A 12,869-nucleotide genomic window follows, 5' to 3' on the forward strand; every position below is an offset into this window, starting at 1 on the left:
AGTTATTTTTCTCGTTTATAAAGCAGTGCTTGATCCAACGGAATGGGTCTAGAAAAGTAGAAGCCTTGCAGATAATCACAATGATAACCAAGCAACAGATCCGCTTGTTTTTGCGTTTCAACCCCTTCAGCAATCACGGCGACGCCAAGTGCATGAGCCATTGAAATAATGGCTTCACATAAGGTTTGTGACGCTTTTTCACCCTCTAACTTTTGTACAAAGCTCTGGTCGATTTTGAGATAGTCGATATCATAGTTCATGATGTAAGCAAGAGAAGAGTACCCTGTTCCAAAGTCATCCAAAGCGACCTGAACACCTTGCGATCTGAACGCCAATAACGCGTTTCGAGTGCTTTCGTCAGAGTTCATTAATAGATTTTCTGTAATCTCAACAACCAAGCCATTTTGCGATTGCGCACCTTGCTCATCAGAGTTTTCTGCCAATAGTTCTTCTAATAACTGGCCTTTTTCACCTTGGTATTGAGACAGTTGCACTGGCGACACATTCACGCTGATTTGCACATGCTTACCATGCACTTCTTGGATGGCTTTCAAAGCACGTTTTGCTTCTTGAATAACCCAGTGACCGACTTCGATGATCTGGCCAGACTCTTCAGCAAAAGCAATAAACTGATCAGGCGGAACCAAACCTTTCGTTGGATGTTGCCAACGGATAAGCGCTTCAAACTTAATGACATTGCCATTCTTATCGAGAATAGGCTGATAAAGCAGATAAAACTCTTCGTTGAGAATCGCTTCCCTTAGGTCTTGAGCCAGTTCCATCTTGGCAATCAGGTCATCCTTTAACTCTTTGTTAAAGCGACGAGTCGTACTGCGACCACTCTGTTTTGCGTGATACATTGCTTGGTCAGCAGCGCTTAATATACTTCTTACGTCTTGGCCATCATGTGGATAAATGGACACACCAACGCTCGCCGTCAACATCACTTCACCGTGCTCTAACAAAATCGGCTGCTTGATGATGCTTTGCACTCTGTCACACAAAACCAAAGCATCATGTTCTTTCGCTTCATCACCTTCTAAGATAAAGATAAATTCATCTCCACCTAAGCGACTAAGCAGTTTTGCCGTAATAAGCTGATTAACAAGACGAGAGGCAGTAACCTTCAAAATCTCGTCGCCCATTTCATGGCCACGAGTATCATTGATCTCTTTAAAGTTATCCAAATCAATCAGAATAACGGCAATTTCTTCACGACCATCATTTACTTGAAAGACCTCTGTTAAAGCTCGATTAAAAGCATCTCGGTTTGTAATGCCCGTTAAGCTATCTATTTGCGTCTGCAATATAATTCTGCGCTCTGCTTCCGATTTGCGTTTTTCCATTTCCACAAAACTGTCTTGTAAGCCATCCATTTCTTTAATGCCAATCGGCTGCACTGTGCCAATTACCTCATTTCGACCTAGGCGTAATGCCAAGTCTGAAAGTTTATGAAGAGGCTGTGCAATGGCGCCCACAAAAAACACTCTCATCAGCAATAAGATCACCACAACCAAAGTCGAGAAGATAACAACAATAAAGGTATAGCGATTGTTTACACGAGAAAGAGATCCATCTACCGCCACACCAGTGATGAAGGACAACAAGACAAGACCGTCCGAACCTAATACTTGATGCTTGATAAATACTCTATTGACGTCATCACTTCCTTTCCAAATGGAATCGAAAGAGCTTGGTTGCTCAAATTCAACACCAGCGGGAAAGCTCGCAAGTGCATTTCCCTCACTATCTAGAACATAAGCTACACTTTGATCAGGCAGCTTACTGTTACTCAATAATGCACTCCACCAATCTAGTGACACCACGGCGACAGCGGTACCCGCAATTTCTTCTGTAGACAATTCTATTTTGACGGGATAAGCGAAATTGATCGCTGGCGCACCAGTCGCTCGGTCAAAGTGCAATCCACTGGTTGTAAATCGGTGTTCCGTAATGGCTTTAGAAATGTACTCTCGGTCGTTCACATTCACTGAAGAGCTAAGCTCCGTGCCGTTACAGGTTAATATGCCTTGTTTATTCGGCACACCAATATTCACGTATCGCTCAAATAAGGGAGTGATGTTACTGACGAACTCTCGACATAATTCGGAGTCTGGGTTTTGGATTTGAGGCAAAGAAGCTAAAGAAGTTAAAAAAGCTTCCGTCGACTCGACAAGATACTCCTGATTCTCCACCGCCTGATGGGAAACCAGTTGGGCTGCTTTAAGAAGTTCATCTTTTACAATGACTCGGCTGTAGTCAAAGCTCAGATAAATTAATAAATAGAAGGAGGCGATGATAAGTCCAGAAAGAAAGTACAATCGCCCAACAAGTGTATTAAACATTAAAGGTCTTGGCCTAATTGTCCGTATCTATAACCTAACAGATACTAAGAATGTTCCCTTCGAAATCCTTCTTTCTTTCTACTCAATTTGAAGAATCCAAAGGCTGTATTTATAGTGCTTAAGTATGGCATGCCTGAATGCATAACTATTTTTTATACAATTCAAGTTAGCATAAAAAATCAAACTAGTGTTGCAATCGATAATAAATGTATAAAGTACATAAATATTGTTACCACAACTGTAGTGACACTAAGCCGTAGAATTTATAGAAAAGACACCGAAGAGGAAATGACATGGAGCAAACACACATTGGATCTTGCTTATGCAACGCTGTTAAATTTGAGGTAAAAGGAGAATTTAAGAAGTTTTTCCTTTGCCATTGTAGCCGCTGTAGAAAATCTTCAGGTTCTGCCCATTGCTCAAACTTATTCACACCTGGCGCAAAGCTGACATGGTTATCTGGCCAAGACAAACTGAGTTTCTATAAGCACCCAGACACCAATTTCGCTCGCCAATTTTGCTCTATCTGTAGTTCATTAGTGCCTATCTATGTAGAAGCACGAGACATGGTTACTGTGCCTGCAGGATGCTTAGATTCTGACGTTGAAATTCTACCGCAAGCTCATATCTTTACAGACAGCAAGGGTAACTGGGACAAGGTGATAAATGACATTCCTTGCTATGAAGAAATGCCAGGCTAGATTTAAATAAATTGATCGTCCAAGCAAAAAGGCCAAGACTCTTTAAATAGAATCTTGGCCTTTGTCGTAATAGATATGGCTATATTTACGACTTCAAAAACGGATCGTCTGTGTAACTCTTTCCTTCAGGAGTGTAGAAAATAGTTTGATCCAACTGGTTTAACTCGGCTCTTTATTTCCTGAATTTAGGTTTTACACACTCAACAAAATCTGGATTAGCCAGAATGCGGGTACCAAAAGTCACCATTAAAGCGCTCGGAAAATAATTAGGCGTACAAGTTCAAATAAGTGGCACCATAAAAAGTAATTTGGTAGATTCAGCCCCCTGCTTTACAGGGTAAAATAATAGGTTATCTGTTACATTCACTTTAAATTTCTTCAAAAACATCTAATTATAGTAAAAAGAATACGTACTCAGCATGAACACATTATTTAAAACCAATAGCTTATACTTTTTTACTAAACTCTCCGACTGATTTGATGCATTCTAATTATCAGAAAACTTCATTGAATACATATCCTTGTCTGCTCTATTTAACATGCTTTCAATCGTGTCATTCTCTTTTATCGATGTACAACCTACACTAAATGTAATAACCAATTCTTGATTTTTTAATTTCAAAATTAATGATCGACTATCATTGATCAACTGATCTAACAAACTCGAAAATGTATGACTTTCAAGATGTTTAATTGTGATAATAAACTCGTCACCGCCCCAACGTGATACTTCACCTTTTCCTAAAAGAGTACTCTTTAAATAATTTGCTATTTCCTTCAGCACTTCGTCACCTACAAAGTGACCATATTTGTCATTTACAAGTTTAAAATCATTTATATCAATATTAATAATACTAAACGCTTGCTTCGAAACGTTCCATTGACGCATGTACTCATTAAGATATAATTCAATACCTCTTCGATTATACAAGCTTGTTAATGGATCTAATTGGGATAATAAGCTCAATGCTTTAGTGCGTTCTTCTACCTTCTCTTCAAGTTTATTTTGATATTCTAAAATTGAATCTGACATTTCTTTATAATGCGATACTAAATTTTTTATTTCTAAACCTGCTCTTTTATTTATCTTTGGCTCTAATATTTTATTTCTTTTCAGAGCACAAACAGAATCATCAAGCTCTTTAATAGGTTTAGTCACAATTAACTTTATCATTAGATAAGTTACAATTAATGCAATAATTAAACTAATCAAAAATACAAAAAATAAACTAAAAAATTCTGTCCAAGGTAAGAAATAATCCACATCAATAAAGTTCACCTGAAACCAATCTATTTCAGGTATATAAATAACACTGGCCAATTCTCTAATATCATTTTTATAAACAATAGCCGTTTTAACAGAATTAGGTGTTTCCTTTGCCAATTGAAAAACATTTCTTAACTTCGCCTTTGAACCTTCATCATCTAAAATCTGAAATATTAATTTTTTATCTTCTGATTGTTTTGTAATAGAGGCATAATCAATCAGCGCTTCTTCCTGATGTAGTTGTATAGAGCCTTCATAGTTAGTAAAAAATATTGCTGAGTAAATATCTTGTTTTTCAACCATCTGATCTAAAAAATTAGAAAGATCTAAACCTGTACCAACAACACCCAGTATTTCATTCCCTTTTCGTATTAAGACATCACTCCATAACTTAACAACACCTAACTCAACATCAGGATTCACATTTAGATGGACGCTTAGATTAATTTTCATGATACTATAAAACCATGCATCCTCAGGCTTGTTAGGATCAAGTGTATAGCGGTATGAATCTATGCCTAACTTCTTGACTTCATCGTCATGATAGTAGTAGTTATTGTTTTTATTAAGAGCAATAAAAAATGAATTATCAGAGAATCTCGTTCGAAACTCTTCCCCGTCACGTAACGCTGCTTCTTTTAACTCTTGGTTATTAGGATCATTTGCCCAATTTTTAATTGAGTCAATTTCAGCAAACTCTTTAGAAAGCTCTACCTCTTGAATTAGAGGTAAAAGTGTACGAACTTTGTCATATCTAAGTTGTTTTTCTGCATAAATCTCAACCCAATTCGAAATAATATCTTCCGCTAACACTTTCATCGACACCCAGGAAAAGAAACCTGTAAGACAAAATATGATCGTTATAGAGATTAAAAATCTAGATTGAAGTGTCATTTTACTCTTTCCCAGAAGCATAAAGTTTAAAACACATGAATATTGAGGAAAATTAATAGAAAATACCAGTTAAATGTGAATTAATTTTTTATTTGAATCGTTACCTTGAATTAACGCAATACGTTATAATCTCTAGATATTAATTCCAAATAGAAAGAGTATAAAATGAACTTCTCTGACTTAGGCTTGCTTCAAGACATTGTATCCGTTGTTAATACACTTGGTTATGCAACGCCTACGCCAATACAGAAATCGACTATTCCACTTATCCTTAAAAATAAAGATGTTATGGCTGGCGCTCGAACAGGAACAGGGAAAACTGCTGCATTTTCTTTACCTCTGATTCATAATATTATTTCAGAAATAGACTCAATTAATACGGATAAAATTAAAGTATTAGTGCTTACTCCAACTCGAGAGCTTGCACAGCAAGTGCATTCAAGCTTTGTTAAATACAGTAATAACTTACCAGTAAAATCTGTTGTCGCTTATGGCGGCGCCAGTATTAATATACAAATTAACGAACTGAAATGTGGCTGCGATGTTCTGATTGCAACACCTGGCCGCTTATTGGAATTACTTACGAAAGAGCTTATTGATCTTAGCTCATTAAAAACACTGGTACTTGATGAAGCCGACCGAATGTTGGATATGGGCTTTATTATTGATATACAAAAAATTCTAAAAAAACTTCCTAAAAGCCGACAGACACTGTTCTTTTCAGCAACCTTTAATGATGACATTTTTAAATTAAGTAAATCATTATTAAAAAGCCCTGTGCTCATAGAAGTGGATAACCGTAATACGACAACATCCCAAGTAGAGCAGACTTTTTATGTTGTTGATAATAACCGTAAAAGCGGCCTTTTATCCTTCCTAATTGGCTCTAAAAATTGGCAACAAGTTCTTATTTTTACTCGCACAAAACAAGGTGCTGATGAACTGGCTAAAGAAATGGGTAAAGATGGCATCGCCACACAGTCCATTCATGGAGATAAATCTCAAGGTGCTCGAGACCGGGTTTTAGCTGATTTTAAGGCTGGCAATACTCGGGCATTAGTTGCCACCGACGTTGCAGCTCGTGGGATCGACATTGAACAACTGCAATATGTGATCAACCATGAACTACCTTATAACGCGGAAGATTATATTCATAGAATTGGACGAACAGGGCGTGCTGGCGCAACAGGGTTGGCGATTAGTCTTGTGTCTGAGAAAGAAAAGTATTTACTTAAAGATATAGAAAAGCTCGTTGATGAGCAGTTTATTCTTCAATGGCTGCCTGGATTCGAACCAGACATAAACAATACACACAACTCACAAAAAAAACGTGAGCCATCCAAAAAAGAGCTTCGAGCAAAAGCGCTTGGGCTTCATAAAACAAAAAAGCAACCTAGAAAAAAGCGCCCCAGAAGCTCTTAACGAAAGACGACAAGCTACCTACCCATACTCTCTGCAACTTATATTGCCTCAACTGCCGCTGCCTCAGCTTATCTAAAAGATCTGGTTGATGCCTCGCCATGCCTCTATTTCAATGACCCATAATCAAGATCACCTCTACAAAAACCATCATCACAGCCATCACCCTCAAATGAAAAACACCCACCTTTCAAACTAACTTTCATGGCAAAACCCATAAAATAAAACGAATTAATGAAGCTATATTTATATAAAACCACATCAATATAGAAAAAATTTACTGTAAAATTATTGTAAAACCACTAAAATACACATAACATTTACAACAAATACTACACCGTAGTTTTTTCTTATTTTTTCACTTTTAACTATCAGGAAAGGTTATTTGATAATGAGAGATAATGAAGAATTTTTAGAAGCTAACTCAGAAAGAGAATGCGCCTTCTACTCCGATTATTTGCTCAAAAACATTAGAAGTGCATCGATTAAGAATTTACGAGGGAATACTCACGAAGAACGAGTCATCAAGCTAAATGAAGAACTAGAGGGTTTGATCAAGAAGAGTCGAGCCCCTCAGAACTATGCGACTCAAATGCGCAGCGCTTTCAAAGCCACTCAGTTATCTATTCAACATTTCCGTTGGGTTGATAAGAAGGATGAAAGATTATGCAATTGGTTGTGGTGCTATTTAAAAAAAACAACTTCGCAGACAGAGCCAGAAGAAGCCGTCAAAAATGAAAGTTTACTACTTCTATCCGCTAAGGCTTTTCAAATAGAAAGAGACACTACTACAGAAAGGCAGAGTGATATTCTGAATGCCTTTTACCATGGAGAAGCCACAGCCTCTCAGCAGCAAGAAATAATGGAACTATTGAAAGCAAAATGGCACGAGATTCGACAAGATGTCTCGGTGACCAATTGGTTAGAAGATAACAACCTAACACATTGGTCTTGGGCTTGGTCCTACCTACAAAACAACACGCAAAGGCCTTTAGAACAAGCTTGGCTTCCAAACAATGATGTGGAAAAAAGAGCCGCAGTTATTGCGACTCTCGATTTATCTGATAACGTAGACCGCAAAGCTTTAGTCATAGATAAAATGAAGAAAGCCTGGAGCCAAAAGAAATTCAGAGAAAAATCCAGTGGTAAAAAGCCTTACAGCATCAGTATGACGCTCAACACTAAGCAAAAATTGAACGCCATGGCTGAAGAAAAAGGCATTAAAATCAATGAAATGATTGAGTACTTGGTACAAAATGAATTTTCAAACCGCGATCAAAACGCATAATATTCTTTAAGTCGAAAAAGGAATTCGTAGCATCAGTAACCGCCACGGTCATATTTACTGATCTTTTAATTATCCTCTATATAACGGTAGCTCGAATCGCATGAAAATCCCTAAACGAATACAACCTCTCATTGAAGACGGCCTAATAGACGAAGTACTTCGACAATTGATGAGCGGAAAAGAAGCGACTGTATACGTTGTTCGTTGTGGATCAGAGATCCGCTGCGCAAAAGTCTATAAAGAAGCAGGCAAACGCAGCTTTAAACAAGCAGTGCAATACAGAGAAGGTCGAAAAGTCCGCAATAGCCGTCGATCTCGAGCAATGGAAAAAGGCTCCAAGTTTGGTCGCGACGAACAAGAAAACCTTTGGCAAAACGCAGAGGTCGATGCGTTATATAAACTCGCTGACGCAGGTGTTCGCGTTCCTAAGCCTTATGGGTGTTTTGACGGCGTACTGTTAATGGAGTTGGTCACAGATGATAACGGTGAAGTTGCACCGCGCTTAAACGATGTGGTTCTCACCCCAGAACAAGCCAGACAAGACCATGACGCCATCATAAAAGACATTGTCCGCATGTTATGTGCAGGCTTGGTTCATGGCGATCTATCTGAATTTAACGTCTTAGTGGACTCTCACGGCCCCGTTGTCATAGATCTGCCACAAGCCGTGGACGCTGCTGCCAATAACAACGCAGAATGGATGCTAGAGCGCGATGTAAATAACATGCGTAACTATTACGGAATGTCTGCACCAGAGCTTTTAGAGACCAAGTACGCCAAAGAAATTTGGGCACTATTTGAAGCCGGTAAATTAACCCCTACGACGGAGCTAACTGGCCACTTTGATGAACCTGAAGAAGCCGCAGACGTAGATTCAGTATTAACTGAAATTCAGGAAGCTTACGAAGAAGAACAGGAACGCCTTGCACGCATCAATGCGGCAGACGAAGAGGATTAAAGTGCAATCTATTGAGTAGCGAGTTTGAAGTAGTCATGATCATTGAGCGCTTTACTGATCATCATGGCGCCTTCCAGTAGACTGACGGTGGTAATGGCAGCTTGTTGAGGATCTTGCTCGCCATTCGCTCTATGAGCTTCTGTCAGCCAATTCAGGTTTTTATGGAAGAATCGTTTTACTTCTAATTGAACTTTCTCTGGCAGGGTCTCATTCTGTGCACCAAGCAGTCCGCAAAGGCACATTTTGTTATCAACCAATAATGCGCCCTTGAAAATCTCTGTATAAACATCAATAGGATCTTTTCCTTCCGCTTTAATGTCGTAAATATCGCCTAGAGCCGCCATAAAAGAATCTGTATATTGATGCGCTAATTCAGCACCTAAATCTGCTTTAGTTGGAAAGTGGTAATGTACGCTGGAATTTTTTATTCCAACTTCATTGGCTAATTCCCTGAAACTAAAATTACTGTAACCTCCAGAACGAACTTTATCTTCAGCAATTTGTAACAGTTCTTCTCTTTTACCCATGACGACCTTCCTATAACTAAGATGATAATTATCTAATAGCACTTCCCCCATTACAAGAGCTGGCATGCTTGCTAAAATGACGCCCCATCATCAACAGATAATGAAGCGTCATAAGATATTTCTTACCTAAAAATATTGAAATAACGTCTGTTTATTCAACATCAAAGAATGCATAAGTTCTTGTTTCTATACTTTGTCTTGGCACGCTATTTTCATCTTGATTTGTTAATGGAAAAGCAGTGTGCATAGAAAAACGCGCTTTAGATTGCTCACTATCAAAGCCCTTAATTAAGACCGCTTCGTTTGAATTCATTTCAGGGTAGAAGTACCATTTTTGATTCGAATTCTGTTTAAGCGCAAAAATCTCACCTTGATGTTTTTCACCTGTTTTCATGTCATTAAAGTTGATTCTTGCTTTAACCAAATCAGCTTCATCCAATGATTGATAATCTAGAAAAGCAAGAGGGTCTTTTAAAACAATGCCGGCAATAGAGCGCCAAACGTTAATTTGCACCATTCTTTTACCAGCAAAACGATGAATAACCTCTTCATCAAGAACGGTTATTGCTCTGCTTGAACCTGTTTCATGAGTGTAATCATTATGAACATGGTAAGCAGGGTGTCGATTAGAGCCTTCTATTCCACGGCGTACCGTATGGTCAAAAGCAAACACATCTGTTGCGCCTGTTTGTTCTTTTATTAAGTTTTCCACTTCTGGGTAATACTTTGATTTTACGGCTAACGGATCCAAAAAATCGACATCGCTTGGAGTAAATGAGGCCAATTCAAAACCCTGATTGTCTAAGTTAAAAGAGCCATTTGATATGGTTCTAGCGTTGATAACATCCACATTTTGAAAGCCATAATCATCACTGTATTCTTGTAATTCATCATAGCCGGAGTAGTTAATAGTAGGAGTATTTACAGATTCGCTTTTTATAAAGTGCAATTTGGTCTTTTCGGTTTTGTATGTCATGACATTTTCTTTCCTATAAAGTGAATAATATAGGCTAACTAAAAAAGCCTGCCTACCAATCGGTAGTTATACTATTTTGTTATTCAATATATTGTCAATCCTTAAAGTTATATCGACTATTTTATGACTTCATTTTCATTTTTTTTGATTTTTCATACTAAAAAAAGAGTAAGAGAAAAACACAAAATAAAAAAAACCTTATTTATCAATGATTTAAAAACAAATGTTTTATAAGTTTGAGATTGTTATAAAAAAACAATTGACTACCGTTCGGTAGGTAGTTAATAATTCAATTGTTCGAATGAGACGCTCCCATAAAGCAATAGAGTTTTCTATTCAGGGGGTGGCTAACAATTTAACTTATGATGTGAAGGTACTAACAATGATTGGATATACTACTATTGGCTCAAAAGACTTAGACAAAGCTGTTTCTTTCTATGACTCTCTACTTGAGCTAGTTGGCGGAAAAAGATTGATGGAAATGGATCGTATCAAGTTCTATGGAACTGAGGCCGGTGGTGCCATGCTAGCGGTTTGTACTCCTGCAGATGAAGGCTCACAAAGTTGTGGTAATGGTCAAATGACAGCAATCCCTGGTGGTTCAATTGAAGGTGCGCAAGCGCTTTATAATAAAGCAATTGAATTGGGTGCGACTGATGCCGGTGCACCAGGCCAACGTTTTGATTTCTTCTATGGTTCCTATGTTTATGACCTTGATGGCAACAAGCTTTGCTTTTTCCACATGACATAATGACCAATACAAAGAAGCAAAAGGTCGATATAAATCGGCCTTTTGCTTTCTAAAATAAGGTGTTAAAAGGTTTTCATAAAATATGAATGAACAATTTCACTTTATAAAGATCAGTATTTTATGTAGTGAATGAAGTAAGAAATAAAAGAAGGTGTTGATATGAAAATTGCTGCAGATTTTAGTAAACGTGTTGTGGTTCATAGCGATTCACTTGAATGGGTCAAGTCGCCAATGAAAGGTGTTGATAGAAGAGCACTTGATAGAGTGGGTGATGAAGTTGCGCGAGCAACGACCATTGTACGTTATGCTCCTGGAAGCATATTTTCCCCACATGTTCATACTGGTGGTGAAGAGTTTTTTGTACTTGATGGTGTTTTTCAAGATGAGCATGGTGACTTTCCTGCAGGCTCTTATATTAGAAACCCACCGCAATCGAAACATAAGCCAGGCTCTGAAAAAGGTTGTATCATATTTGTTAAATTATGGCAGTATCAGCCTACAGATAGAACGCACATAAGGATCCAAACAAACTCTATAGGATGTGTATCACATAAAGAATTTGATGGCGTATGTGTAACTCCTTTATACAAAGATAGTTTTGAGGAAGTGAGTTTATTGCATTTTGAAGCAGATGCGGAGATGGTAATTGAGGCAAAAGCTGGTGCTGAACTACTTGTTTTGGAAGGTTCATTGAATGAGCAAGAAGATACACTTGTCAAAAATAGTTGGTTACGCACACCAATTAACAGCTCGGTCAAAATGAAAGCTGGTAAAAATGGTGCTAAAGTTTGGTTGAAAACAGGGCATTTATTAGATGTTGAGAATCAAATTTCTCGAGTGAAAAATGCTTAATTCTGCTCTGAATCTCTAAGTGTGATAATGCTTATTCCAAAATTCAGGTAATAAGTGTATTGGTTGTTTATAGCTAGGGTGCTGATCAGCTTTTATACAAAAATTGAATTCTTTTGCTGGTTATGTATAATCGCGCCCGTCTTTGACTACTAGGTCAAAACATAAAAAACCATTTGGGTTCCCTCACCCCAATCTAACGAAAAAGGTCACATTATGAGTACGTTTACACCTCATCAGCAGAGCATTGCTTTGCGTTATCTTGCGATGTTTCATTTACTGATCATTGCATCCAGTAATTATCTGGTTCAAATCCCCTTCACAGTCACTGGTTTTCATACCACTTGGGGTGCTTTTTCTTTTCCATTTATCTTTTTAGCAACGGATCTCACGGTTCGAGTTTTCGGTGCAACGCTTGCTCGAAAAATCATTTTCATAGTGATGATTCCTTCTTTGGCTGTGTCTTATATTTTGTCGGTTATCTTTGCGGAAGGAGCTTATCAAGGCTTTGCAGGATTAGCGACTTACAATAGCTTTGTTGGTCGTATTGCCATTGCCAGCATACTGGCTTACTTATTAGGCCAAGTACTTGATATTAAAGTTTTTAATAGACTACGCCAGCTAAAAAAATGGTGGATTGCGCCAGCCGCTTCCACTCTGTTAGGCAATGGTTTGGACACATTGGCCTTCTTTGGTATCGCCTTTTATCAAAGTCCTGATCCATTCATGGCACAACATTGGCAAGAAATTGCGCTTGCTGATTTCGCTTTCAAATTGATCGTTAGCTTAGGTTTGTTTATTCCTTTGTACGGTGTTTTATTAAACTACCTTACCAAGAAAATTACCTCGACAAGCATAGGCGCTCCATTCGGCAAAATCTAAAGAGACGAAAGC

11 protein-coding genes are annotated in these 12,869 nt (G+C 38.0%); 7 read left to right on the top strand and 4 right to left on the bottom strand.

What is annotated here, in order from left to right; all coding sequences use genetic code 11:
- Positions 1-2 precede the first annotated feature (2 nt).
- Positions 3-2,345 carry an EAL domain-containing protein gene (locus ABFY09_RS06510; RefSeq protein WP_347983484.1) on the bottom strand — a complete coding sequence of 781 codons (2,343 nt, stop codon included), beginning with the start codon at positions 2,343-2,345 and terminating at the stop codon, positions 3-5.
- A gap of 293 nt (positions 2,346-2,638) precedes the next feature.
- Between ABFY09_RS06510 and ABFY09_RS06515 the strand changes: the two genes are divergently transcribed.
- Positions 2,639-3,046 carry a GFA family protein gene (locus ABFY09_RS06515; RefSeq protein ID WP_347983485.1) on the top strand — a complete coding sequence of 136 codons (408 nt, stop codon included), beginning with the start codon at positions 2,639-2,641 and terminating at the stop codon, positions 3,044-3,046.
- A 487-nt stretch (positions 3,047-3,533) separates the two neighbouring features.
- On the opposite strand, the gene ABFY09_RS06520 is transcribed toward ABFY09_RS06515, so the two are convergent.
- Complete coding sequence (locus ABFY09_RS06520; RefSeq protein ID WP_347983486.1) at positions 3,534-5,132, bottom strand: GGDEF domain-containing protein; 1,599 nt, start codon at positions 5,130-5,132, stop codon at positions 3,534-3,536.
- 240 nt (positions 5,133-5,372) lie between these two features.
- Between ABFY09_RS06520 and ABFY09_RS06525 the strand changes: the two genes are divergently transcribed.
- The 3 genes from ABFY09_RS06525 (at position 5,373) to ABFY09_RS06535 (ending at position 8,872) form a co-directional block, all read left to right on the top strand.
- The gene (locus ABFY09_RS06525) at positions 5,373-6,629 is read left to right on the top strand and encodes a DEAD/DEAH box helicase (RefSeq protein ID WP_347983487.1); all 1,257 of its coding nucleotides are present in this window, start codon (positions 5,373-5,375) and stop codon (positions 6,627-6,629) included.
- A 388-nt stretch (positions 6,630-7,017) separates the two neighbouring features.
- Positions 7,018-7,914 (top strand): hypothetical protein, encoded by an 897-nt coding sequence (locus ABFY09_RS06530; RefSeq protein ID WP_347983488.1) that lies wholly within the window; start codon positions 7,018-7,020, stop codon positions 7,912-7,914.
- A gap of 100 nt (positions 7,915-8,014) precedes the next feature.
- Positions 8,015-8,872 (top strand): PA4780 family RIO1-like protein kinase, encoded by an 858-nt coding sequence (locus ABFY09_RS06535; protein ID WP_347983489.1) that lies wholly within the window; start codon positions 8,015-8,017, stop codon positions 8,870-8,872.
- An 8-nt stretch (positions 8,873-8,880) separates the two neighbouring features.
- Here ABFY09_RS06535 and ABFY09_RS06540 read toward each other — a convergent pair whose 3' ends face one another.
- Both ABFY09_RS06540 and ABFY09_RS06545 read right to left on the bottom strand, forming a co-directional pair.
- Positions 8,881-9,399: a TetR/AcrR family transcriptional regulator gene (locus ABFY09_RS06540; RefSeq protein ID WP_347983490.1), complete on the bottom strand. Its 519-nt coding sequence runs from the start codon at positions 9,397-9,399 to the stop codon at positions 8,881-8,883.
- Between the two features lie 151 nt (positions 9,400-9,550).
- Positions 9,551-10,375, bottom strand: a complete 825-nt coding sequence (locus tag ABFY09_RS06545) for a CmcJ/NvfI family oxidoreductase (RefSeq protein WP_347983491.1) — start codon at positions 10,373-10,375, stop codon at positions 9,551-9,553.
- 382 nt (positions 10,376-10,757) lie between these two features.
- On the opposite strand from ABFY09_RS06545, the gene ABFY09_RS06550 reads away from it, so the two are divergent.
- The 3 genes from ABFY09_RS06550 to ABFY09_RS06560 all read left to right on the top strand — a co-directional run bounded on the left by ABFY09_RS06550 (position 10,758) and on the right by ABFY09_RS06560 (position 12,857).
- Positions 10,758-11,126 carry a VOC family protein gene (locus ABFY09_RS06550; RefSeq protein ID WP_347983492.1) on the top strand — a complete coding sequence of 123 codons (369 nt, stop codon included), beginning with the start codon at positions 10,758-10,760 and terminating at the stop codon, positions 11,124-11,126.
- 159 nt (positions 11,127-11,285) lie between these two features.
- Positions 11,286-11,978, top strand: a complete 693-nt coding sequence (locus ABFY09_RS06555) for a cupin domain-containing protein (RefSeq protein WP_347983493.1) — start codon at positions 11,286-11,288, stop codon at positions 11,976-11,978.
- Between the two features lie 213 nt (positions 11,979-12,191).
- Complete coding sequence (locus tag ABFY09_RS06560; RefSeq protein WP_347983494.1) at positions 12,192-12,857, top strand: 7-cyano-7-deazaguanine/7-aminomethyl-7-deazaguanine transporter; 666 nt, start codon at positions 12,192-12,194, stop codon at positions 12,855-12,857.
- The last annotated feature ends 12 nt before the right edge of the window (positions 12,858-12,869 follow it).

Source organism: Marinomonas sp. 5E14-1, from assembly GCF_039939215.1.
In the GTDB taxonomy this organism is placed as follows: domain Bacteria; phylum Pseudomonadota; class Gammaproteobacteria; order Pseudomonadales; family Marinomonadaceae; genus Marinomonas.